23 protein-coding genes, 1 tRNA gene and 1 pseudogene are annotated in these 23,799 nt (G+C 62.3%); 5 read left to right on the top strand and 20 right to left on the bottom strand.

What is annotated here, in order from left to right; all coding sequences use genetic code 11:
- Nucleotides 1-107 precede the first annotated feature (107 nt).
- Nucleotides 108-1,178: an AI-2E family transporter gene (locus tag ACIPZG_RS02495; protein ID WP_400709842.1), complete on the bottom strand. Its 1,071-nt coding sequence runs from the start codon at nt 1,176-1,178 to the stop codon at nt 108-110.
- A gap of 20 nt (nt 1,179-1,198) precedes the next feature.
- Complete coding sequence (locus ACIPZG_RS02490) at nt 1,199-1,438, bottom strand: sulfurtransferase TusA family protein (RefSeq protein ID WP_008097503.1); 240 nt, start codon at nt 1,436-1,438, stop codon at nt 1,199-1,201.
- A gap of 108 nt (nt 1,439-1,546) precedes the next feature.
- Between ACIPZG_RS02490 and ACIPZG_RS02485 the strand changes: the two genes are divergently transcribed.
- The gene (locus ACIPZG_RS02485) at nt 1,547-2,983 is read left to right on the top strand and encodes a M48 family metalloprotease (protein WP_400709839.1); all 1,437 of its coding nucleotides are present in this window, start codon (nt 1,547-1,549) and stop codon (nt 2,981-2,983) included.
- 118 nt (nt 2,984-3,101) lie between these two features.
- Here ACIPZG_RS02485 and nadA read toward each other — a convergent pair whose 3' ends face one another.
- Nucleotides 3,102-4,160, bottom strand: coding sequence for a quinolinate synthase NadA (gene nadA, locus ACIPZG_RS02480; RefSeq protein ID WP_400709837.1), 1,059 nt, complete (start codon nt 4,158-4,160; stop codon nt 3,102-3,104).
- Between the two features lie 287 nt (nt 4,161-4,447).
- Entirely contained in the window at nt 4,448-5,962 is a 1,515-nt protein-coding gene (locus ACIPZG_RS02475) for a YdgA family protein (protein WP_400709835.1), read from the bottom strand.
- A gap of 485 nt (nt 5,963-6,447) precedes the next feature.
- Between ACIPZG_RS02475 and ACIPZG_RS02470 the strand changes: the two genes are divergently transcribed.
- The 4 genes and pseudogenes from ACIPZG_RS02470 to ACIPZG_RS02455 all read left to right on the top strand — a co-directional run bounded on the left by ACIPZG_RS02470 (nt 6,448) and on the right by ACIPZG_RS02455 (nt 11,020).
- Nucleotides 6,448-7,800 (top strand): APC family permease, encoded by a 1,353-nt coding sequence (locus tag ACIPZG_RS02470; protein ID WP_008093462.1) that lies wholly within the window; start codon nt 6,448-6,450, stop codon nt 7,798-7,800.
- A gap of 66 nt (nt 7,801-7,866) precedes the next feature.
- Nucleotides 7,867-9,075, top strand: a pseudogene (locus ACIPZG_RS02465) (HAMP domain-containing protein); the annotation flags it as partial.
- A gap of 102 nt (nt 9,076-9,177) precedes the next feature.
- A complete protein-coding gene (locus ACIPZG_RS02460) occupies nt 9,178-9,933 on the top strand; it encodes a methyl-accepting chemotaxis protein (protein WP_400710861.1) in 756 nt (251 codons plus the stop codon).
- Between the two features lie 127 nt (nt 9,934-10,060).
- A complete protein-coding gene (locus tag ACIPZG_RS02455) occupies nt 10,061-11,020 on the top strand; it encodes a cation diffusion facilitator family transporter (RefSeq protein ID WP_400709833.1) in 960 nt (319 codons plus the stop codon).
- Nucleotides 11,021-11,193: 173 nt separating this feature from the next.
- Here the strand turns inward: ACIPZG_RS02455 and ACIPZG_RS02450 are convergent.
- The 16 genes from ACIPZG_RS02450 to ACIPZG_RS02375 all read right to left on the bottom strand — a co-directional run bounded on the left by ACIPZG_RS02450 (nt 11,194) and on the right by ACIPZG_RS02375 (nt 23,734).
- Nucleotides 11,194-11,269 (bottom strand) — tRNA-Lys (locus ACIPZG_RS02450).
- A 61-nt stretch (nt 11,270-11,330) separates the two neighbouring features.
- Nucleotides 11,331-12,005, bottom strand: coding sequence for a 7-cyano-7-deazaguanine synthase QueC (gene queC / locus ACIPZG_RS02445; RefSeq protein ID WP_400709831.1), 675 nt, complete (start codon nt 12,003-12,005; stop codon nt 11,331-11,333).
- A 16-nt stretch (nt 12,006-12,021) separates the two neighbouring features.
- Nucleotides 12,022-12,669, bottom strand: a complete 648-nt coding sequence (queE, locus tag ACIPZG_RS02440) for a 7-carboxy-7-deazaguanine synthase QueE (protein ID WP_008090233.1) — start codon at nt 12,667-12,669, stop codon at nt 12,022-12,024.
- Nucleotides 12,670-12,829: 160 nt separating this feature from the next.
- Entirely contained in the window at nt 12,830-13,645 is an 816-nt protein-coding gene (gene ybgF / locus ACIPZG_RS02435) for a tol-pal system protein YbgF (RefSeq protein ID WP_400639314.1), read from the bottom strand.
- 6 nt (nt 13,646-13,651) lie between these two features.
- Nucleotides 13,652-14,149, bottom strand: coding sequence for a peptidoglycan-associated lipoprotein Pal (gene pal, locus ACIPZG_RS02430; RefSeq protein ID WP_008090230.1), 498 nt, complete (start codon nt 14,147-14,149; stop codon nt 13,652-13,654).
- Nucleotides 14,150-14,202: 53 nt separating this feature from the next.
- Complete coding sequence (gene tolB, locus ACIPZG_RS02425; RefSeq protein WP_008090225.1) at nt 14,203-15,474, bottom strand: Tol-Pal system beta propeller repeat protein TolB; 1,272 nt, start codon at nt 15,472-15,474, stop codon at nt 14,203-14,205.
- Nucleotides 15,475-15,500: 26 nt separating this feature from the next.
- On the bottom strand, nt 15,501-16,565 hold the full coding sequence (gene tolA / locus ACIPZG_RS02420; RefSeq protein ID WP_400709829.1) for a cell envelope integrity protein TolA: 1,065 nt from the start codon (nt 16,563-16,565) through the stop codon (nt 15,501-15,503).
- Entirely contained in the window at nt 16,565-17,017 is a 453-nt protein-coding gene (tolR, locus tag ACIPZG_RS02415) for a protein TolR (RefSeq protein ID WP_008090221.1), read from the bottom strand. Before tolR ends, tolA begins: the two co-directional genes overlap by 1 nt.
- Nucleotides 17,018-17,031: 14 nt before the next feature.
- The gene (gene tolQ, locus ACIPZG_RS02410) at nt 17,032-17,727 is read right to left on the bottom strand and encodes a protein TolQ (protein ID WP_008090219.1); all 696 of its coding nucleotides are present in this window, start codon (nt 17,725-17,727) and stop codon (nt 17,032-17,034) included.
- 2 nt (nt 17,728-17,729) lie between these two features.
- Complete coding sequence (ybgC, locus tag ACIPZG_RS02405) at nt 17,730-18,182, bottom strand: tol-pal system-associated acyl-CoA thioesterase (RefSeq protein ID WP_400709827.1); 453 nt, start codon at nt 18,180-18,182, stop codon at nt 17,730-17,732.
- A gap of 125 nt (nt 18,183-18,307) precedes the next feature.
- A complete protein-coding gene (gene ruvB / locus ACIPZG_RS02400) occupies nt 18,308-19,354 on the bottom strand; it encodes a Holliday junction branch migration DNA helicase RuvB (protein WP_008090215.1) in 1,047 nt (348 codons plus the stop codon).
- Nucleotides 19,351-19,968: a Holliday junction branch migration protein RuvA gene (ruvA, locus tag ACIPZG_RS02395; protein WP_400639310.1), complete on the bottom strand. Its 618-nt coding sequence runs from the start codon at nt 19,966-19,968 to the stop codon at nt 19,351-19,353. The genes ruvB and ruvA overlap by 4 nt, the downstream gene beginning before the upstream one ends.
- 107 nt (nt 19,969-20,075) lie before the next feature.
- Nucleotides 20,076-20,600: a crossover junction endodeoxyribonuclease RuvC gene (gene ruvC, locus ACIPZG_RS02390; RefSeq protein WP_008090211.1), complete on the bottom strand. Its 525-nt coding sequence runs from the start codon at nt 20,598-20,600 to the stop codon at nt 20,076-20,078.
- A gap of 189 nt (nt 20,601-20,789) precedes the next feature.
- Nucleotides 20,790-21,536, bottom strand: coding sequence for a YebC/PmpR family DNA-binding transcriptional regulator (locus ACIPZG_RS02385; protein WP_400639309.1), 747 nt, complete (start codon nt 21,534-21,536; stop codon nt 20,790-20,792).
- A gap of 111 nt (nt 21,537-21,647) precedes the next feature.
- Nucleotides 21,648-23,423: an aspartate--tRNA ligase gene (aspS, locus tag ACIPZG_RS02380; RefSeq protein ID WP_400709825.1), complete on the bottom strand. Its 1,776-nt coding sequence runs from the start codon at nt 23,421-23,423 to the stop codon at nt 21,648-21,650.
- Between the two features lie 89 nt (nt 23,424-23,512).
- Entirely contained in the window at nt 23,513-23,734 is a 222-nt protein-coding gene (locus tag ACIPZG_RS02375) for an FmdB family zinc ribbon protein (RefSeq protein WP_400709823.1), read from the bottom strand.
- Nucleotides 23,735-23,799: the final 65 nt, after the last annotated feature.

Genomic DNA, 23,799 nt, shown 5'->3' with positions numbered 1-23,799 from the left:
CGCTTCGCAGCCCTTTCGCGACACAAGGCCGCTCCTACAAGGATTGCGCTGTACCTGTAGGAGCGGCCTTGTGTCGCGAAAGGGTCGCGAAGCGGCCCCGACTACGTTCAAAGTATCGGTGAAACACTAGGCTCCTGCCGCGGCCAGGCATCCAGCACAGCCTTGATCAGCGTCGCCAGCGGAATCGCAAAGAAAATCCCCCAGAACCCCCACAGCCCGCCAAACAGCAACACCGCGCAAATGATCGCCACCGGGTGCAGGCTCACCGCCTCGGAGAACAGCAGCGGCACCAGCACGTTGCCGTCCAGTGCCTGGATGATCGCGTACACCGTCATCAGATAGATGAACTGGTCGCCCCAGCCCCACTGGAACAACGCAATCAGCGTGACCGGCACGGTGACCACCACCGCCCCCACATACGGCACCACCACCGACAACCCCACCAGCAGCGCCAGCAAGGCAGCGTAGTTGAGCCCGAGGCTGATGAACGCAATGTAGGTGGCAATCCCGCAGATCAGGATCTCGATCCCCTTGCCGCGGATGTAGTTGGCGATCTGCCGGTTCATCTCACTGCCCACCCGGTTGAGCAGGGTACGCTGGCGTGGCAGGTAGCCGCTGACCCAGCGCCCGATCTGCTCACGGTCCTTGAGGAAGAAAAACACCAGGATCGGCACCAGCACCAGGTAGATCATGGCGCTGACCAGCAACGGCAGGCTCGACAACGAGAAGGTCAGCGCCCACTGGCCGAACTTGCCGATCTCGCCACGCACCGACTCGATGGCGCGCAGCACCTGTTCGTCCGATACCAGGTGCGGGTAACGCTCCGGCAACAGCAACAGCAGCGACTGCCACTTGCCGAGCATGCCCGGCAACTCGTTGAACAAGGTGATCAGCTGATGCCACAGCAGCGGCACCAGCACCAGCAGGAACACCGCCAGCGCCCCCATGAACAGGGTGAACACCAGCATGACCGCCAAGCGTGTCGGCACCCGGACGCGCTCCAGCGCATTGACCAGCCCCTGCATCAGAAACGCGAGCACCATGCCGGCCAATACCGGCGCGAGCATGCCACCGAGGGTCAGGACCGTGGTAAAGGCCAGGAACAGCAGCACCGCCAGCACCACTGCCTCCTCGTCGGAGAAGTAGCGATGCAGCCAGTCGCGAAGCACTTTGAACATTGACGATCCTTGATTGAGACTCAGGCCTTGCGCAGCCAGTAGGTATAGGTACCGGCCTCGGCCGTTTCACGCAGCAGCGTATGACCGGCCAACTGGGCAAAAGTGCGGAAGTCGCGCTGGGAACCGGCGTCGGTGGCGATCACCTTGAGCACCGCACCGCTGGCCAGGCGATTGAGCTCCATCTTCGCCTTGAGCAAGGGCAACGGGCAGTTCAGCCCGCTGGCGTCGAGTTCGGCGTCGCAGGTCAGGGTGTCACTCATCGGGGCTTTCTCCACAAGCGGGGCAGACAGGTTGGCTAGGATACCGCCACTGGTCGTCAACGTGTGAGCCGGCTACAGTAGAGCCTTTATCCGACGCGAGCTTCATGCATGAATCTACTGCGCCCTACCCTGCTGACGCTGGCCTGCCTGATGGCCCTCCCCGGCCATGCTGACGACCTGCCGTCATTGGGCGACGCCAGTTCCGCAATCGTCTCGCCGCAACAGGAACATCAGCTTGGCCGCGCCTGGCTGAGCCTGTTGCGCGGTAACGTCAACCAGTTGAACGACCCGCAGCTCAAGGACTACGTCGAGACCACCGTGTACCGCCTGGCCGAAACCAGCCAGCTGCAGGACCGGCGCCTTGAGTTCATCCTCATCGACAGCCGTGAACTCAACGCCTTCGCCGCCCCCGGCGGAATCGTCGGGGTCAACGGTGGCCTGTTCCTCAATGCCCGTACCGAAGGTGAGTACGCCTCGGTGCTGGCGCACGAACTGGCGCACTTGTCGCAACGCCATTTCGCCCGCGGCGTCGAAGCCCAGCAACGCATGCAGTTGCCGATGATGGCGGCGTTGCTCGCCGGTATCGTGATGGCTGCAGGTGGCGCTGGCGATGCCGGTATCGGCATGATTGCCGGCACCCAGGCGGCGGCGATCCAGGAACAGCGGCGCTTCTCGCGGCAGAACGAACAGGAAGCAGACCGTATCGGCATCCAGAACCTGGAAAAGGCAGGTTACGACCCGCGCAACATGCCGACCATGTTCGAACGCCTGGCGCAGCAGTACCGTTACGGCGCCAAGCCGCCGGAATTTCTGCTGACTCACCCGGTGACCGAATCGCGTATCGCCGATACCCGCAACCGCGCCGAGCAGGCGCCCAAGGGCGGCGTAGAGGACAGCCAGCGTTACCAGCTGATTCGCGCTCGCGTGGCCCTCATTTACGAAGAAACGCCGGGCCTTGCGGCCAAGCGTTTCCGCACCCAGCTCGAAGATGACCCCAAGCTCGATGCTGCCCGCTACGGGTTGGCGCTGGCCCAGATCAAGGGCGGCCAGCTCAATGAAGCGCGCGAGAACCTCAAGCCGCTGCTGGCCAAGGCGCCCAACGACATCACCTACAACCTGGCGCAGATCGACCTGGACATCACCAACAACCGCCTGGCCGATGCCCAGCAGCGGGCCCAGCGCCTGCAAGGCTTGTATCCGGGCAACTACCCCCTGAAGCAGGTGCGCGCCGACCTGCTGGTCAAGCAGAACAAGCCAGACGAGGCGGAGAAGGTACTGAACGACCTGATCAAGAGCCGCCCGGACGACCCGGACGTGTGGTACGACATGGCCGAGGTGCGCGGTTTGTCGGGCAATACCATTGGGCTGCACCGGGCGCGGGCCGAGTACTTCACCTTGGTGGGGGATTTCGACCAGGCGATCCAGCAGCTGGATTACGCCAAGCGCCGTGCGGGCAGCAACTTCCCGCTGGCCTCGCAGATCGACCAGCGTCAGCGGGAGATCCTGGAACAGCGGCGCATGGTTCAGGAGATGATGGGGCGTTGAGCATTTTGGGGGCGCCTTGCGCCCCTTTCGCGACACAAGGCCGCTCCTACAAGGGCTGCAGCGTCTGTGTAGGAGCGGCCTTGTGTCGCGAAAGGGCCGCAAAGCGGCCCCAACAATATCAAGCGTTACCGGAAAGCTTCAGCCGAGCCGCCTGGGTAAAGTCCAGCATCCGGTTCAAAGGCTTGATCGCCTTCGGCACCAGCGCCGGATCAACAAAGATCTCGTTGCTACCCGTGCGCAAGCAATCCAGCACCCGCTCCAGGGTATTCATCGCCATCCACGGACAATGCGCGCAGCTGCGGCAGGCCGCGCCGTTACCGGCAGTCGGCGCCTCGACGAACGCCTTGTCCGGGCACAACTGCTTCATCTTGTAGAAGATGCCGCGGTCGGTGGCGACGATGAAGGTCTTGTTCGGCAGCGTCTGCGCCGCCTTGATCAGCTGGCTGGTGGAGCCAACCGCGTCGGCCAGTTCGATCACCGACTCCGGCGACTCGGGGTGCACCAGAATCGCAGCATCCGGGTACAGCGCCTTCATATCGGCCAGCTGGCGCGACTTGAACTCTTCGTGGACGATGCAGGCACCGTCCCACAGCAGCATGTCGGCACCGGTCTGCTTCTGGATATAGCGGCCCAGGTGCTGGTCCGGCCCCCAGATGATGGTTTCGCCGTTATCCATCAGGCTTTCGACGATCTCTAGCGCGCAGCTGGAGGTCACTACCCAGTCAGCCCGCGCTTTGACGGCAGCCGAGGTGTTGGCGTAGACCACCACGGTACGCTCGGGGTGCTGGTCGCAGAAGGCCGAGAACTCTTCGACCGGGCAACCCAGGTCAAGCGAGCAGGTGGCCTCCAGGGTCGGCATCAGCACGCGTTTTTCCGGGGTGAGGATCTTGGCCGTTTCACCCATGAAGCGCACGCCGGCGACGATCACGGTGTCAGCCGGGTGGTTCTTGCCGAAGCGGGCCATTTCCAACGAGTCGGATACGCAACCACCGGTTTCTTCGGCCAGCGCCTGGATGACCGGATCGCAGTAGTAATGGGCGACCAACACGGCATTCTGCGCCTTCAGCTCGGCAGCGATGGCCGCACGGTATTCGGCCTCCTGCTCGGCGGTCAGCGGGTTGGGCTGCTTGGCATCAAGGTGGGCCTGAACCAACAGGCGTTCGGAAATCTGGGTCATGATCGCTGGACCTGCAGGCGCGCGTGCGCGTCAAATCGAGTGTACCACCCGGCCCTGACAGATCGGCTAAGGGTGCCGGACGGCTAGCACGCCGCCACGGCCCTCTGCGGGCGCGGATTATTATCGGACGCCGAAGGCTACAGACAATCAAGGGATTTCTAAAGGGGTTTTTGTGTTGCCTGCAGGGGCCCTATCGCCGGCAAGCCGGCTCCCACAGGGATCGCACCGAGCCATCGGGCAGTGTTGTACCTGTGGGAGCCGGCTTGCCGGCGATTGGGCCCTACAGATCAGCCCTGAGGCTGCATCGCCGCAAAGTGCGCCGCCAGGATCATGGCAAACGCCTCGACGGTCATCTTCTTGCCGTTGAAGTCGACCATGCCGTCGGCATAGTGCAGGCTCGACACCACCTCATTGCCCTGCACGGTGGCCATGCCGCTCTGCAGCGCCATCATGCCGACCATCTCACCGGCCTGGCTGGACTGCATGGCAATCGCCTGAGCGTCGGTCTGCCCTTCCAGCAAGGCCTGCAGGGTCGCCAGGTCACCGATCATCGGCTTGGACAGCGAGAGCTTGCTCTTGACCTGGGTGATCAACTGCTTGCTCAGCTGGTCAGGCGGCAAATCGAAGGAGGTCGGGCTGGCGAAATCCATCGACAGGTTGAAACGGCTCTCGCCATTGGCGGTCTTGAACGACAGGTTCTCTACCGCCACCTGCGGCTTGGACGCCAGCAACTGCTGCAGGTTACCCTGGAACTTGGCCTTTTCCACCTCGTCCATCTGGATTTCCGGCACCGGCTGGCCCGCTGCAGCCGCCGCCTCGAACTCCGGCAAATGCGCCTGGTACCACAGCGACAGCGCCTGCAAGGCCGGGGCATTGAGCGACTTGATGCTCACCGCCATCTGCCCGCTGCCGACCGCGCGGCCGTCCCAGGTAATGTCCGACACCTTGTAATCCACTCGCCCACCGACGGTGTTGGGGCCATCGAGGGTCTGCACGACATTCTGCTCGAGCCCCTTGAGCAACAGCACTTGCTGCTTCGGCCCCAGGGTGGCTTTGGCCTGCGCCAGGTGCAGGTCGATATTGCCGACGTAAATCATTTCATGCTCGGTAGCCGCCAGCTTGCCGTCGATCTTCAAGCCCTGGAGCTCGAAGGTCGCCGGCGGGTGGTCTTCGCCCACCAGCCTGATGTCCAGACGCTCGGCGGCACCCTGGAACTTGGATGCCTTGCCATCCTTGTCACCCGTGGCCTCCAGCTTCAACCCCGAAAAATCGATGCTGCTGCCGTTGGCATGGTTGACCTTGAACGGCGCCAGCTCGATGGTGCTGTCAGCACTGCCGCCATAGCTCAGGCTGACATGCGTGGTGATTGGCGGCTGTTCACCGGTGGCGGCGAACCAAGGGGCCGTGAAGTCGTCTTTCTGCAGCACAGTGTTGCTGGTGGCCATTACCGGCATGAGCTTCAGCGCCTTGACCCGCGACCAGGGGAATGGGCCATGCTCGATCTGGTCGGTGAAGCCGACTTCGAAGTTGACCGCATCGCCACTGCCATCGCCAAGGTTGATGTCCTTGGCCTTGAGCCGGTACTGCGCAGTACTGGTGAAGAAGTGCTGCTCCAACCCGACCCGCTCGATGATCATGCTGCCGCCAGTCCCCACCAGGACCTTCTTCAGCTCGGCATTGGCAAGGTTGACGGAGCGCTCCAGTTCCGTGGGCAGCTGCTTGCCGGTGTACCAGGCGCCAGCGGTGGTTGCGACGGCAATGGCGATGGCCAGGCCGGAAAGGATGCCTACTGATTTCTTCATGAATAGAACCGTTCGATGTCCATATGGCTTGCACGCGACCCGATGGTCGTGCAGAGGGCAAAAGAATATCACTGCAGCTTCGATCCGGTGCTCGCAGCTGAAGCAAATTCGCGCTTCAAGAAATGCCCTACGCAGGACGGGAACCCCCCCAGTCGTTCATTTTTACGAACATCAAAGTCGATTCAAATCCGCAAAAAACCGCGTGCAAAGTGAACATTTCGGCCTTTTAATCGATAAAAATTTCAATTTCGTAACATCTTGTCATGTTTAACTTGACACCCATGGGCCCATCGTTTTTTATTTTCACCACCTCGCCCAGCGCCCGATCCACGAAGAAGAAAAAGTCGCGCCGTCATGATGCTCGGATGCCCCTGCCCGCACGCTTCACTCTCCTCGTCAAGGTACTGCCAGCCTGACATCGGCGCCTAGCCCGCGCCTACCTCTGCTCCAAACAAAAAAGGTGAACAACATGGAGCCACACCAGCATGCAGACTGACCACAACGCCACCGGCAACGGCCAATTCCGTAAATCCCTGCGCCTCTGGCACGTGGTCATCATCGGCTTGGCATACCTCACGCCAATGACCGTGTTCGACACTTTCGGCATCGTTTCCGGCATTACTTCCGGTCACGTTCCAAGCGCCTACCTGCTGGCCTTGGCCGGCGTCCTGTTCACTGCCGTGAGTTACGGAACCCTGGTGCGTCGCTTCCCACAGTCGGGTTCGGCCTACACCTATACCCAACGCGCCATCAACCCACACGTAGGTTTCCTGGTCGGCTGGTCGTCGCTGCTCGACTACCTGTTGCTGCCCATGGTCAACGCGCTGCTGGCCAAGCTCTACCTCTCGGCCATGTTCCCTGAGGTGCCGGAATGGATGTGGGTGGCCGGCTTCGTCACCCTGATCAGCCTGATCAACATGCGCAGCATCAACCTGGTGGCGCACTTCAACCTGCTGTTCGTGGTCGTGCAACTGGTGATCATGTCGGTGTTCATCTACCTCTGCGTGCGCGGCCTGGGCCAAGGCGAAGGGCTGGGCACCACCTGGAGTCTGACACCCTTTACCGACTCGCAGACGCAGCTCAGCGCCCTGGCTGCCGGCGCGACCATCCTGTGCTTCTCGTTCCTGGGCTTCGACGCGGTCACCTGCCTGTCGGAGGAAACCAAGGACCCGGGCAAGATCATCCCGCGGGCAATCTTCCTCACCGCCCTGATCGGCGGCGTGGTGTTCATCGCGGTGTCGTACTTCATGCAGGCGTACTTCCCCAACAACGCCCGCTTCCACGACCCGGAAGCGGCCTTGCCGGAAATCGCCTTGTACGTCGGTGGCAAGCTGTTCCAGTCGATCTTCATCGCCTGCACCGTGATCAACACCATCGCCTCGGGCCTGGCCTCGCAGACCAGCGTGTCGCGCCTGCTGTACGTCATGGGCCGTGACAACGTGATCCCCAGCAGCGTGTTCGCTCGCCTGCACTCGCGTTACAAGACCCCGGTGGTGAACATTGCCGTGGTCGGCGTGATTGCCCTGTCGGCCATCTACTTCGACCTGGTGACCGCCACCTCGATCATCAACTTCGGCGCGCTGGTGGCCTTCAGCTTCGTCAACCTGTCGGTGATCTGCCACTGCTACCTGCGCGAAGGCAACCGCCAAGGGCTGGCCAACAAGTTGAAGTACCTGGTGCTGCCGACCATCGGCTTCTGCATCATTGCCAAGCTCTGGCTCGACCTCAATGAGCACTCGCTGGTGTTTGGCGGCCTCTGGGCGTTGCTGGGGCTGGTGTACCTGGCCTGGCTGACCAAGGCCTTCCGGGTCGCACCGCCGAACTACGTCGCCGAATGACACTCGCCACCGACAACGCCCGCGCCTGAACGCGGGCGTTGTTCATCTTCGATAAGGAAAGCCAAGATGCCGCTGCGCCGCCTGTCCATCCAATGGAAGATCACCCTGCTCGCCGGCCTCTGCCTGCTGGCCATCGTCGCCTTGCTGGTGGCCACCTCGCTGACCCAGGCTCGGCGTAGCGCGACCCTGGTCAGCCAGGCCAACAGCGAAATGCTCGATCACAGCGCTCGCCTGCGCCTGCAGGCCCACGCCGAAACCCAGGCCCTGCGTATCCAGCGCTATTTCATGGATGGCTACCAGTACGCCAATGGCTTTGCCCGCCTGACACAGGTACTCAAGGCCCGTGGCGGCAGCGACCTGCGCGCCGAGCTGACCCGCCAGGCCCACGCCAGCCTTGCCGGCAACCCGGATGTGATCGGCCTGTACCTGGTGTACCAGCCCAACGCACTGGATCATCAGGACAGTCAATTCGTCGGCCAGGACGCGCTCGGCAGCAACGAAAGCGGGCGCTTCTCGCTGTACTGGTCGCAACCACGCCCAGGCACGCTGGAACTTGAGGCCATGCCCGAATCGATGCTCAACGACGGCAGCCTCGGCACCAACGGCGCCCCCAAGAACCGCTGGCTGACCTGCCCTGAGGAAACGGCCAGAGCCTGCGTGCTGGAACCCTACCTGGACGAGGTCAATGGCCGCCAAGTGCTGATGACCAGCATTGCCCTGCCACTGCTGGAGCATGGCAAGGTGGTCGGCGTCGTCGGCCTGGACATCGGCCTGGACAACCTGCAGCAGTTGAGCCTGGAAGGCCGCCAAGACCTGTTCGACGGCCAGGGCCAGGTCAGTATCGTCAGCGCCAGCGGCCTGCTGGCCGGCCACAGCCGCGACAGCTCAAAGCTGGGCGCACCGCTGGACCAGGCCGTGGCCAGCGGCCTGTTGCGGGTCGCCCGGCCGTTCTCGCCGATCCCCGACGCAGCCCCTTGGCAAGTGTTTCTGGAGCTGCCTGAGGCCGTGCTCCAGGCGCCCGCCGTGGCCCTCAACCAGCGCCTGGACGCGCACAACCAGAGCGCCAACCTGAACGGCCTGCTGATCGGCCTTGGCGCTGCGGTACTCGGCCTGCTGCTGGTCTGGCTGACGGCACGTGGCGTGACTCGGCCAATCCTGGCCGTGGCCGCGCGGCTGGAAGACATCGCCAGCGGCGAAGGCGACCTCACCCGCCGCCTGGAATACGCCCGACAGGATGAATTGGGCCAGCTCAGCGGCTGGTTCAACCGCTTCCTCGACAAGCTGCAACCGGTGATTGCCCAGGTCAAAGGGTCGCTGCTCGAAGCCCGCGGCACCGCTGACCAGTCCGCAGCCATCGCCAGCCAGACCAGCAGTGGCATGCAGCAGCAGCAACGCGAAATCGAGCAGGTAGCGACGGCCGCCAATGAAATGAGCGCTACGGCCCAGGATGTCGCCCACAACGCCGCCCAGGCAGCTCAGGCCGCACGCGGTGCCGACCAGGCCAGCCGCGAGGGCTTGCAACTGATTGCCAGCACCCGCAAGGCCATCGACCAGCTGACGGCCGGGATGAATACGGCCGTGGATGAGGCCCGCGCTTTGGAGAGTCGCAGCGAGCAGATCGGCTCGGTACTGGAGGTGATCCGCTCCATTGCCGAGCAGACCAACCTGCTGGCACTCAACGCGGCCATCGAAGCGGCGCGCGCCGGGGAAGCCGGGCGCGGCTTCGCTGTGGTCGCCGACGAGGTGCGCACCCTGGCCCGGCGCACCCAGGTATCGGTGGAAGAGATCCGCCAGGTGATCGAAGGCCTGCAACAAGGCACCCAGGATGTGGTCGGCGCGATGCACGCTGGCCAGCGTCAGGCGCAGGCCAGTGCAACGCGCATGGAGCAGGCGCTGCCGGCCTTGCAACGGATTGGCGAAGCGGTGGCGGTGATCAGCGACATGAACCTGCAGATTGCCTCGGCGGCGGAGGAACAGAGCGCTGTGGCCGAGGAAGTGAACCGCAACGTGGCCGGGATCCGCGATGTGACAGAATCGCTGTCGGGACAGGCGGATGAATCGGCGCGGATCAGTCAGGCATTGAACCGATTGGCCAATCAGCAACAGGCTTTGATGGAACAGTTTCGCGTCTAGTCTGTACGGGCCCCATCGCCGGCAAGCCGGCTCCCACAAGTACGGCACAGGTTTTGACTACTGTGCCTTACCTGTGGGAGCCGGCTTGCCGGCGATAGGGCCACAACCTTTTGAATGAGTTTTACCCATGGAATCACCCAACAAACCACCCTTCTTCGACATCACCAGCGAACAGGGCCTGCTACGCACCTCGATCGCCGTCACCCTGTTCATCGCCACCATCGGCATCGCCTTCGGCCTGGCCTCAGGCTCGTTCTCGATCGTCTTCGACGGCGTCTACTCGCTGGTCGATGCCAGCATGAGCGGCCTGTCCCTGGTGGTGGTCAAGCTGATCACCTCGCACGCCACCAGCCTGCAGCTGTCACGCAAGCTGCGCGAGCGCTTCACCATGGGCTTCTGGCACCTGGAACCGATGGTCCTGGCACTCAACGGCATCCTGCTCAGCGGCGTGGCCATCTATGCGCTGATCAACGCCGTCAGTAGCCTGCTCGAAGGCGGCCGCCACCTGGAGTTCGGCATCGCGATGATCTACGCGGTACTGACCGTGATCGCCTGCGCCACCATCGCCGTGGTCGAGAATCGCGCCAACCGCAAGCTGCAGTCCGACTTCGTACGTATGGACGTCAAGGGCTGGATCATGTCGGCGAGCATTACCGCAGCCTTGCTGATCGCCTTCTGCTTCGGCTACGCGGTGCAGGGCACGCAGTGGGAATGGGTGTCGCCTTACATTGACCCGGCGGTGCTGGCACTGGTGTGCCTGGTGATCATCCCGCTGCCGCTGTCGGTGGTGCGCCAGGCCATGTCGGAAATCTTCCTGGTCACGCCAGGCGACCTCAAGCAGCACGTGGACGAAGTGTCGCGGGCGTTCGTCAGCAAGCACGGGCTGCAGTCCTACCGGGCCTATGTGGCCAAGGTTGGGCGTTCGCGGGAAATCGAACTGTATTTCATCGTGCCCAAGAGCATGGGCGCCAAGACCATCGATGAGTGGGACGCTTTGCGCAACGAGATTGGCGACGCGGTGGGTGGCGAAGGGCCGGATCGTTGGATCACCGTGGTGTTCACCGGGGATCCGGAGTGGGCGGAATAAGGGCCGCTCTGCGGCCCAATCGCCGGCAAGCCGGCTCCCACAGGATCTGCACAGCCATTGAGAGCAGTGATTCCCCTGTGGGAGCCGGCTTGCCGGCGATGAGGCCACGACAGAACGCCAGAAACGACAAAGCCCGCCACCGTTTCCGGTAGCGGGCTTTGACTTACTGCATATGGTGGGTCGTGTAGGATTCGAACCTACGACCAATTGGTTAAAAGCCAACTGCTCTACCAACTGAGCTAACGACCCGTTGGATGGCGCGTATAATACTGATTTCTAACGAGAAATCAACACCCCATCGTAACTTTTTTCAAAAATAACGAGTTGGGTCGTCTACGCCGGCAGCCTTGAAGCCGTCCGCGCGCAGGCGGCAGCTGTCGCACTTGCCACAGGCGCGACCTTCGTCGTCGGCCTGGTAGCAGGAAACCGTCAGGCTGTAGTCGACACCTCGCGCGATACCCGCCTGCACGATCTGCGACTTGCTCAGGTTCTGCAGCGGCGCCTGGATACGGAAGCCCTGCCCTTCGACACCGGCCTTGGTGGCCAGGTTGGCCATGCGCTCGAACGCTTCGACGAACTCTGGACGGCAGTCCGGGTAGCCGGAGTAGTCCACGGCATTCACACCAATGAAGATATCGCGTGCTTGCAGCACTTCCGCCCAGCCCAGCGCCAGGGACAGAAACACCGTGTTGCGGGCCGGCACGTAAGTGACCGGGATGCCCTCGCCCGGGGTTTCCGGTACGTCGATGCTGCTGTCGGTCAGGGCCGAGCCGCCGATGCCGTCGAGGCTAAGGCCAATCACCTTGTGCTCGACCACACCCAGGTCGCGGGCGACGCGAGCGGCGGCGTTCAGCTCGGCACGGTGGCGCTGGCCATAGTCGAAGCTCATGGTGTAGCAGCTGTAGCCCTCGGCCTTGGCCATGGCTACAACGGTGGCCGAGTCGAGGCCGCCAGACAGCAGGATTACCGCGCGTTTCTCAGTCATGTGCTCTTACTCTCAATCAACGTCCGGGTTCGTCGTTCCACAGCAGCTTGTGCAGCTGCATCTGGAAACGCACGGGCAGGTTGTCGGCAACGATCCAGTCGGCCAGTTCACTGGCGTTCACCTGATGGTGGCTGGGCGAGAACAGTACCTCGCCAGCACGCTCGGCGAGGTTGTACTGGATCAGCTTGGACACTGCCCAGTCATAGTCCTCGCGGGAGCAGATGACGAACTTGACCTGGTCGTTGGCGGTCAGGTGCTCGATGTTCGCGTAGAGATTGCGATGGGACTCTTCAGAGCCTGGGGTCTTGAGGTCGACCACGCGGCTGACGCGCACGTCGGTCGCCGAGATATCCAGCGCGCCGCTGGTTTCCAGCGAAACCTCATAGCCGGCATCGCACAGGCGCTGCAGCAGGGGCAAGGCGTTCGGCTGGGCCAACGGCTCGCCACCGGTGACGCAGACATAGCGCGGCTTGAAGCCCGCCACCTGCTCCATGATCGAGTCGAGGGTGCGTACGGTGCCGCCACTGAAGGCGTAGGCACTGTCGCAATACTGACAGCGCAGGGGGCAACCGGTCAGGCGCACGAAGACCGTGGGCAGCCCAGCCGTTCGCGTTTCACCCTGCAACGAGTAAAAGACTTCGGTGATGCGTAGTGTTTCTTGCATGATCGCCACGGGCGTGACAGCTAAACAGGCTGTCCGCCTCCGTCAGGCACTGCAGCGAACTCGACAAGGCGTTATCCGCGGCAGCGTGTTTACGAAAAAAGGGCAGTGATTCTAACGAAAAAACCCGCGGCTAGCGCGGGTTTCTTTCCAAAGGCACGTCTCAGAGCTTCTGCAGGTCGCGTTGCGCCAGCTGCGCGGCAGAGGTGCCGGGGTACTGGGTGATGACTTGCTGCAGGATACCCTTGACCTTGTCGGTGTGGCCCATGCGGCGCTCGACGTCGGCGAGCTTGTACAGGGAATCCGGCACCTTGCTGTGCTTGGGGTACTTCTGGCTGACCTGGGCGAAGGCCTGGCTGGCAGCGGGAAGATCGCCCTTGGCCAGGTTCACCTCGCCCAACCAGTACTGGGCATTGCCGGCGTACTGGCTGTTGGGGTACTTGCGCAGGAAGGCATTGAAGGCCTGGCTGGCCTTGTCGAAGTCCTTCTGCTTGATCAGGTCGAAAGCTGCGTCGTAATAGAGCTTCTCTTTCGCCGGATCGCCCGGCTCGCTGCTGGCGGCCGGTTGTTGTGCAGCAGCGCCTGCGGCGCCTGCTGCGGCACCGGCGGCGGCATCGGGAGCTGCACCGGTGGAGGAATTATCGGGGGTCGCGGCAGGCGCGCCACCACTGTTGATGCGACGGTCCAGATCCTGGTAACGCTCCAGGTTTTCCTGCTTCATGCGAGACACATCGTTCTGCAACTCTTCGATGATGCCTTGCTGGCGGGAGATCTGGTCCTGCATCTGTTGCAGCTGCATGAACAGCTGGCCCTGTGCCGAGGCAGGGGTCGAAGCCCCTGCCCCGGCATAGGCGCCGCTCGTGCCATAACCCGAAGGTGGGTAAGCACCTGCGTTGTCATCTACTACAGGAACCGCAGCCCACGCTGAAAGCGGAAGGCTGAGTGCGAGGACGGTTACAGCACGACGGCACTTATGCATAGGAACTTACTTACGCAGTTCTACGCGACGGTTCTGAGCCCAGGACTGCTCGTCGTTGCCGGTGGCAACTGGACGCTCTTCGCCGTAGGAGACCAGTTCCAGCTGAGCAGGGGAAACGCCCTGCAGAACCAGGTAACGTTGAACGGCCTTGGCACGACGCTCACCCAGAGCCATGTTGTACTCGCGGGTGCCGCGCTCGTCGGTGTTGCCTTCCAGAACAACGCGGTTGCCGTTGGACTTCAGGTCCTTGGCGTGAACGTCCAGAGCGCGCATGGCTTCTGGCTTCAGGTCCGAGCTGTCGTATTCGAAGTAGAAGGTGGTGATTGCGCGCAGGGCCGCTTCTTCGCTCAGGGAGCCGTCGACAGCACCGGTGTTGGCGCCGTAACCAGCGTTCGGATCAACAGCGCCTTCACCAGCGTTGTCACCGCCTTTCGAGGAGCAACCTACAGCTACGGCCATGGCCAGAGCCAGCGCAGCAAATTTACCAAACTTCAGCATTTCCATCGTGAAACTCCTAATGAAACCCCAGTGTGTTAAGCAAAAGTATTACGCCGCAATCAGTTCAGGTAAGGGGACCAGGACGGTTCTCTGACTTCGCCTTGAGCGGTAGGAAGTGGGAGCCTCACGCGGCCATTAAGCGACACGAGCATCAAGACTCCCCGGCCCTGCTGGCGGGTGGCGTAGATTAGCATGGTGCCGTTTGGCGCGACAGTGGGAGACTCGTCAAGACTGGTCTCGGAGAGAATCTTTACACTTCCGCGTTGCAAGTCTTGTGCCGCCACTTTGAAGTTGGTGAAACCCTGCTGGCGATGAATCATTACCAGGGTTTTTTCGTCCGCCGAAAGTTTCGGGTTGGCGTTGTAGTTACCCACGAAAGTCACGCGCTCGGCACCACCACCGCTGACCGACTGTTTGTAGATCTGCGGCTTGCCGCCACGGTCGGAGGTGAAGTACAGGGTGTTGCCATCCTTGCCCCAGAACGGCTCAGTGTTGATACCTGGGCCGGCGGTGACACGGCTGATCTGGCGAGAAGCCACGTTCATCACGTAGATGTCCGGGTTGCCGTCCTTCGACAGCACGAACGCCAGGCGCGAACCGTCAGGCGACCAGGCCGGCGCACCGTTCAGGCCCTCGAAGTTGGTGACCTGCTCGCGGCGACCGGTATCGATGTGCTGGACGAAGATGCGTGGGCGCTTCTGCTCGAACGAGACATAGGCGATACGCTTGCCATCCGGAGCGAAGCGCGGCGACAGGATCGGCTCGCGCGACTGCAGCAGCGTCACTGCACGGGCACCGTCGTAGTCCGAACGCTGCAGGGTGTAGCGGGTATTGTTGGTCGAGAAGCGCTCGGCAGTCACGTACAGCATGCGGGTGGAGAACGCACCCTTGATGCCGGTGAGCTTCTCGAACGACTGGTCGGCGATGTAGTGCGACATGTCGCGCAGCTGGTCGGTGGTGCCCGCGACGCTACCGGTCAGCACTTGCTGCTCGGTGGCGACGTTGAACAGCGCGTACTGCACCTGCAGGCGGCCGCCCGACGGCACGATGCTGCCAACCATCACGTACTGGGCGCCCAGGGCTTTCCAGTCGCGGAAGATGACTTCGCTGGCCTGGGTTGGCTGGCTGATCATGTTCTGCCGCGGAATCGGCGAGTAGTAGCCGGAGTTGCGCAGGTCGTTACCGATGATGTCGGCCATGTCTTCCGGCAGTACGCTGCCACCCTGCAGACCGAACGGCACTACCGCGATGGGCGTAGCCCGATCGCTGCCGCTGGTGACCAGGATGTTCTTTTCCTCTGCCATGGCCATGCCAGCCACGCAGCAGAGCATGACCAACATTCCTCGAAGGAGTTTAATCACAACGCTAGATCCTCAGGTGTAAATGTCATCTTGAACGAACGATAACGATTGAAATCGCTCGGTTTCATACCCTGCATCTCGGTCAAACGACCAATGTTCTTGACCGCAGCCACCGCCGAACTGTCAAACGGACCGTCCCCACTGGAGCGGATCACGGTAACACCGGTGATGGTGCCGTCCGGCAACATGTTGACCTGCAGGGTCACCGTCATGCCCTTACGCGCGGAAGGTGGTCGCGCCCAGCCCTCGGCCGCGCGCAAGCGGATCAGGTCGTCGAAGTCGCCGGCCACCTGGTCACCCTGCTCGTCGGCCAGCGCTTGCTGCCGCTCGGTGGTGTCGGACAACAGCTCGGCCAGGGCCTGGGCTTTCTTGTCTTCCGCCGCCTTGCGGGCCGCTTCCTGTGCCTTTTTCTTCTGGGCGTCCGCAGCGGCCTTTTTCTTGGCCTCTTCAGCTGCCTTCTTCTTCGCTTCCTCGGCCGCCGTCTTCTTCTTGGCGTCCTCGGCTGCTTTCTTCTTCGCTTCCTCGGCGGCCTTTTTCTTGGCCTCCTCGGCGGCTTGTTTCTTGGCTTCTTCTTCGGCCTGCTTCTTGGCCTCTTCTTCAGCTTTCTTCTTGGCGATGTCGGCCTGCTGCTTCTCGGCGGCCTTCTTCGCCTCCTCGGCCTTCTTGGCTTCGGCGGTTTTCTTGGCTTCCGCGGCCTCGGCTTTCTTCGCCTCGGCAGCTTCGCGAGCTTCCTCGGCCTTTTGAGCCGCGTCAGCTTTCTTTTGTTCCGCCGCCTTGATGGCCTCCTGCTCGACCTTCTTCTGCTCCAACTGCTCGACTTCGGTCTGGCGCGAGGCGGTTTTCTTCGCTTCCCCGGCAATCTTCTGATTGGTCTGGGTAGTCGCCTGGCTCTTGGACTTGAGCTGATACAGGGTAGCCTGAACGATCGGCTTGGAAGGCGGCAGCTCTGGCGTCATGGCAAAGCTGACGAACAGCATCGCGAACACCAGCACATGCAGGCCGATGGCCCAGACGCTGGGCCAGAAGTAGCTTTCCGAGGCGGATGGCTCTCGCTGTTGCATCAGGGCGCCTCGGTAATCAGGCCAACGTTACCGACACCGGCCTTCTGCAACCCGCCCATGGCACCCATGACCGCGCCGTAGTCGACAGCCTTGTCGCCACGAATGAAGACCTGGGTCTGCTTGCCCTGGTCGCGACCGGCGGCAATGATCTTGGTCACCGCGCTGGTCATGTCGGGCAAGGTCATGGCCTTGTCCATCTGTTTGTCGGTATCGACTTCACTGCCGAGGTTCCAGTAGTAGGTCTTGTCGGCTTTGATGGAGATGGTGAGGATCTGGACGTTGTTGTCCTGCGGCAAGGCTTCACTGGAAACCTTGGGCAGGTCGACCTTCACCCCCTGGTTGAGCATGGGGGCCGTCACCATGAAGATGACCAGCAGCACCAGCATCACGTCGATGTAAGGCACCACGTTCATCTCGGCGACCGGCTTGCGTTTGTGGCGAACTCGGGCCATGGGTTTCTACCTGATTACTCTTCGCTGGTGTGCACTTTGCGGTGCAGGATCGCCTGGAACTCGTCGGCGAAGGTGTAGTAACGGCCGATCAGCACTTCGCTGCGGGCAGCGAAACGGTTGTAGGCGATTACCGCAGGGATTGCCGCAAACAGGCCGATGGCGGTGGCGATCAGTGCTTCGGCGATACCCGGAGCAACAGTGGCCAGGGTGGCCTGCTGTGCGCTGGCCAGGCCGCGGAAGGAGTTCATGATGCCCCAGACGGTACCGAACAGGCCGATGTACGGGCTGGTGGAACCGACGGTGGCGAGGAACGGCAGGCTTTGCTCGAGCTTTTCTTCTTCGCGCGAAATGGCCACGCGCATGGCACGGCCTACACCTTCCATGACGGCATCAGGGTCGACGCCCGGCTGCTGGCGCAGGCGCGAGAATTCCTTGAAGCCGGCACGGAAGACCTGCTCCACACCCGAATCCGGGTCTGGGTTGCTGCCTGCCTGACGGTACAGCTTGGACAGGTCGATACCCGACCAGAAGCGCTCCTCGAAGGCATCCAGCGCACGACGACCGGCGCGCAGCATAGTGCTGCGCTGGAAGATCATGATCCATGAGGTGACCGAGGCGGCCACCAGGATCAGCATTACCAGCTGTACCACCACGCTGGCATTGCTGACCAGACTCCACATGGAGGTATGGTCGACGACGTTAGCTTCCACGCTTATTCTCCTGCATTCGATTGAGTACCCGAGCCGTCCGCCACATAGGCGTCGCGCAGCTCCGGGGGTAAGGCTCGGGGTTTGAAAGTGTCGGCGCGCACGGCGGCCACCAGGACCTGCCCTTCGCAGAGCAGCGTTTCATCCTTTTCTCGCCAGACCTGCTGTGAAAAACGCAGGCTGGCGCGATTGAGTTCAAGTACTTGCGCGGTCACCCGGAGTTCATCGTCCAGGCGCGCCGGCGCGTGATAGCGCGCTTCGCAGGAGTGGACCACCAGCAACAGATTTTCTCCGGCCAGTATCTGCTGGGAAAAGCCCATGTGCCGCAGCCATTCGGTGCGCGCGCGCTCCATGAATTTCAGGTAGTTGACGTAATACACCACGCCACCGGCATCGGTATCCTCGTAATAGACGCGATAACGGTGTGCGAAAGGTTCCAGGCCATTTTGCGCGCGCATACTCTAGTGCTTACTCCTCAGCTTGCCAATCCGCTGCGGCAACTGTTTTTTGCTCATTAATGTCGAATTGCCAGCGCGCCCAGGGCATGCCAGCGGTAGGACCACGAAAAGCCGGTTTCGATCTGTCATTCATCGCCTGCTTCGGAAAAATCTCCCCCCTCGCCCAGGCGCCCGGGAACATTCAGACCAAAGTGCAGGTAGGCATGCCGGGTGACCACACGGCCGCGCGGCGTGCGCATGATGTAGCCTTGCTGGATCAGGTAGGGTTCGAGCACGTCCTCGATGGTGTGACGCTCCTCGCTGATCGCCGCCGCCAGGTTGTCCACCCCTACCGGGCCACCGTCGAACTTCTCGATCATGGTCAGCAGCAGGCGTCGGTCGGAATGGTCGAAACCGCGCTCGTCGACATCCAGCAGGTTCAGCGCCAGGTCGGCCACCGCCTTGGTGATCTGCCCTTTGCCGCGCACCTCGGCGTAGTCACGCACACGGCGCAGCAGGCGGTTGGCGATACGCGGCGTGCCACGGGCGCGACGAGCGATCTCATAGGCGCCCTGGTCCTCGATGGTCAGGCCGAGAATGCCGGCCGAGCGGCTGACGATGGTCGCCAGGTCCTTGTCGCTGTAGAACTCCAGGCGCTGGACGATACCGAAGCGGTCGCGCAACGGGTTGGTGAGCATGCCCGCACGAGTGGTGGCGCCGACCAGGGTGAAAGGTGGCAGGTCCAGCTTGATCGAGCGCGCCGCCGGGCCCTCGCCGATCATGATGTCGAGCTGGAAGTCCTCCATGGCCGGGTACAGCACCTCCTCGACCACCGGCGAGAGCCGGTGGATCTCGTCGATGAACAGCACATCGTGGGGTTCGAGGTTGGTCAGCATGGCCGCCAGGTCGCCCGGGCGCTCCAGGATCGGCCCGGAGGTACTCTTGACCGACACGCCCATTTCCTGGGCGATGATGTTGGCCAGGGTGGTCTTGCCCAACCCGGGCGGGCCGAAGATCAGGGTGTGGTCGAGCGACTCGTTGCGACCGCGCGCAGCCTGGATGAACAGTGCCATCTGCTCGCGCACCACCGGCTGGCCGATGTATTCGTCCAGGCGCAGCGGGCGGATCGCACGGTCCTGGACTTCTTCACGGTCGCGGCCACTGGCGGCGATCAGGCGGTCGGCTTCGATCACTTGGTAATCATCCCTTTAAGGCTGCGGCGGATCAGGTCTTCGCTGCTCAGGCCGGCCTTGTCCTTGATGGCGGACACCGCCTTGCTCGCTTCCTGTGGCTTGTAGCCCAGGGAAACCAGGGCACTGACGGCGTCAGCCTCGGCCGTGGAGGCACTGCTGACCGGCACCGGGCCATCGGACACCAGGGTGAACATGGCCGGGGATGTTTCCCAGGCCTTGAAGCGGTCCTTGAGCTCGACCAGCAAGCGCTCGGCGGTCTTCTTGCCGACGCCGGGCACGCGCACCAGCGCCGAGGTGTCCTGGGCCTGCACGCAGCGCACCAGCTCGTCTGCCTCAAGGCCCGACATCAGCGCCAGCGCCAGCTTCGGACCCACGCCGTTGAGCCGGATGAGCTCACGGAACAGCTCACGCTCGCGCTTTTCATGGAAGCCGTACAACAGGTGGGCATCTTCACGCACCACCAGGTGGGTATGCACGGTCACGCTTTCGCCCACCTTGGGCAGGCGATACAGGGTGGTCATGGGCACTTCGAGCTCATAGCCCACACCGTTGACATCGATAACCAGGTGCGGTGGCTGCTTTTCCGCCAGGGTGCCGCGCAAACGTCCAATCACGTTCCGATCCTTCCTCTCGGGGCCGGTCAAAGACCGGTCAACCCTATCAGCAAATGCAACGGGTGAACGGTTCACCCGGACAAAAAATGTATCAGCGCATGAAGCGCCTACAGACGCAAGCGCCCGCCACGCCGGCGTGCCGTGGCCAAGCCGTGGGGCACCAGGCTGGAGCGGGTATGGGCATGGCACAGGGCGATGGCCAGGGCATCGGAGGCGTCGATCTGCGGTTTCTGGGTGAGCTTGAGCAGGTGCATGACCATCAGCATCACCTGTTCCTTGTTGGCGCCGCCGGTACCGGCGACAGCCTGCTTGACCTGACTGGCACTGTATTCGGCGATTTCCAGCCCCGCTTCGGCGGCGGCGACGATCGCTGCACCACGTGCCTGGCCGAGCTTGAGCGCGGAATCAGCGTTGCGCGCCATGAACACGCGCTCGATGCCCATGGTCACGGGCTCATGGGTGCGAATAATTTCGCTGACACCGCGAAATACGATCAGCAAACGCTCGTGCAATTCGCCGCTACCGGTGCGGATACAACCCGACGCCACGTACTCGCAACCGCGGGCATTCTGGCGCACTACGCCATAACCGGTGATGCGCGAGCCGGGGTCGATACCAAGAATCAGAGTCATAACGCCTATCGTACAAGGGGATGCATTTTTGCAAACTGCGCCGGCCCTTTCGCGGGACAAGCCCGCTCCCACAGGGCACTCCACTGTACTCAGGAGCAGTGGATACCCTGTGGGAGCGGGCTTGTCCCGCGAAAGGGCCGGAACAGGCGCCGGAAAACTCACAAGCCTGACTGCAAGCGCCAGAACACCTTAGCCGAGTTTTTCCATGATCTCGTCGGAAATCTGCGCATTGGAGTAGACGTTCTGTACGTCATCCAGGTCTTCGAGCATGTCGATCAGCTTGAGCACCTTCTCGGCACCCTCCTGATCCAGCTCCGCGCTGGTGGTCGGCTGCATGACGATTTCCGCGTCAGCCGCCTTGAAGCCCGCTTCCTCCAGCGCATTGCGCACGGCATAGAAGCTGTTGAACGAAGTGAACACCTCGAACGAACCGTCATCATTAACCACCACGTCGTCGGCATCGGCTTCCATCGCCGCTTCCATCAACGCATCTTCGTCGATGCCCGGCGCGAAGCTGATCTGCCCCTTGCGCTCGAACAGGTAAGCCACCGAGCCATCGGTACCGAGGTTGCCGCCACACTTGGTGAAGGCATGGCGCACGGCAGCCGCAGTCCGGTTGCGGTTGTCGGTCATGGCCTCGACCATGATCGCCACGCCGCCCGGGCCGTAACCCTCGTAGCTGAGCTCTTCGACGTTGTCGCTCTCATTGGTGCCGGCACCACGAGCCACGGCGCGATCGATGATATCGCGGCTCATGTTGGCACCCAGGGCCTTGTCCAGCGCCAGGCGCAGGCGCGGGTTGGAGGCCGGATCGGCGCCACCCTGCTTGGCCGCGACCGTCAGCTCACGGATCCACTTGGTGAAGATCTTGCCTCTCTTGGCATCCTGGCGCTCTTTGCGGTGCTTGATGTTCGCCCACTTGGAATGACCAGCCATAACAACTCCAAATCCTTGAAACACAAACAATTACGCCCCGAACGGGGCGCAACGACAAATTCCTGCGCCGTAACGCAAAGGCGCATCCATGTGGATGCGCCCGGGGTCCGCTTACTCGACCTTGGTCTGTTCGCGCAGACGGATGTGCAGCTCGCGCAGGGCCTTGGCGTCGACCATGCCAGGGGCCTGGGTCATGACGCACGCGGCGCTCTGGGTTTTCGGGAAGGCGATCACTTCACGGATCGACTGGGCGCCGGTCATCAGCATCACCAGGCGGTCCAGACCGAAGGCCAGGCCACCGTGAGGTGGTGCACCGAACTTCAGTGCATCGAGCAGGAAGCCGAACTTCTCTTCCTGTTCTGCCGCTTCGATACCCAGCAGACGGAACACCGCCTGTTGCATCTCTTTACGGTGGATACGGATCGAACCGCCACCCAGCTCGGTGCCGTTCAGGACCATGTCGTAGGCACGGGACAGGGCCGTGGCCGGGTTGGCCTCGAGCTCTTGCGGGGTGCACTTCGGCGCGGTGAACGGGTGGTGCAATGCAGTGAAGCTGCCGTCTTCGTTCTCTTCGAACATCGGGAAGTCGACGACCCACATCGGCGCCCACTCGCAGGTCAGCAGCTCGAAGTCGTGACCCAGGCGGATACGCAGCGCGCCCAGGGCTTCGCTGACTACCTTGAACTTGTCGGCACCGAAGAACACGATGTCGCCGTCTACAGCGCCAACGCGGTCGAGGATGTTGTTGAGGTTGGCCTCAGGGATGTTCTTGACGATCGGCGACTGCAGACCTTCGACACCCTTGGCGCGCTCGTTGACCTTGATGTAGGCCAGGCCCTTGGCACCATAGATGCCGACGAACTTGGTGTACTCGTCGATCTTGCTGCGCGGCATGCTGGCGCCGCCTGGCAGGCGCAGGGCGGTCACGCGGCACTTCGGATCGTTGGCGGGACCGGCGAAGACCTTGAAGTCGACATCCTTCAGCTGGTCGGCGACGTCGACCAGTTCCAGCGGGATACGCAGGTCAGGCTTGTCGGAACCGTAGCGGCGCATGGCTTCTTCGAAGGTCATGTGCGGGAATTCGCCGAATTCCAGGTCCAGCACTTCCTTGAACAGCTTGCGGATCATGTTTTCGGTCAGGCCCATGATCTCGGACTCGTCGAGGAAGCTGGTCTCGATGTCGATCTGGGTGAATTCCGGCTGGCGATCGGCACGCAGGTCTTCGTCACGGAAGCACTTGGCGATCTGGTAGTAGCGATCGAAGCCAGCGACCATCAGCAGCTGCTTGAACAGCTGCGGCGACTGCGGCAGGGCGAAGAAGCTGCCCGCGTGGGTACGGCTCGGTACCAGGTAGTCGCGCGCGCCTTCCGGAGTAGCACGGGTCAGGATCGGCGTTTCGACGTCGAGGAAGCCGTTTTCGTCCAGGTAGCGACGGATGCTGCTGGTGATGCGCGAACGCAGGCGCAGCTTGTCGGCCATTTCCGGACGACGCAGGTCGATGAAGCGGTAGCGCAGGCGGGTTTCCTCGCCGACGTCGGAGTATTCGTTCAGCGGGAACGGCGGGGTTTCAGCTTCGTTGAGCACGGTCAGCTGATAGCCGAGGATCTCGATGGCACCGGAGGCCATGTTGGCATTCACCGCACCTTCAGGGCGCTTGCGCACCTTGCCGGTGATCTGCACGACGTATTCGCTGCGCACGCGGTCGGCGGCGGCGAAGGTGTCGGCGCGGTCCGGGTCGAACACGACCTGGGCCATGCCTTCGCGGTCACGGATGTCGAGGAAGATCACCCCGCCGTGGTCGCGGCGACGATGGACCCAGCCGCAAAGGGTGACTTCCTGGCCGTCCAGGCTCTCGTTCAGTTGGCCGCAATAATGGCTGCGCATCATGATGGTGGTTTCGCTTCTCGTGATTCGTGTATTCGGTGGAGGCCTTGCCCAGAGGGTTAATACTGCAAGACCCAGCTACTGCATTCAACTCAGTCGGCCTTGTCGCCGCCTGCCAGATTCTTTTTTGCCCCGGTCTTGAAGTCGGTTTCGTACCAGCCGCTACCGCTCAGGCGAAAGCCAGGGACCGACAGCAGTTTCTTCAATGCCGGCGCTTCACAGGCCGGGCAATCGGTCAGCGGTGCGGCGCTGATCTTCTGCAGCACCTCCATCTGGTGATTGCAGGCAGCACATTGATAGTCATAAAGGGGCATGGACGTCTCTCGTCAACCACTACGCGGGCTGCCTGGGCAGCAAAAAGCGAGATTATATATGGTTA

Source organism: Pseudomonas sp. NPDC089395 (assembly GCF_044749525.1).
Lineage (GTDB): Bacteria > Pseudomonadota > Gammaproteobacteria > Pseudomonadales > Pseudomonadaceae > Aquipseudomonas.
The sequence above is the reverse complement of the archived record's forward strand: the minus strand, read 5'-3'. Positions and strand labels throughout refer to the sequence as shown.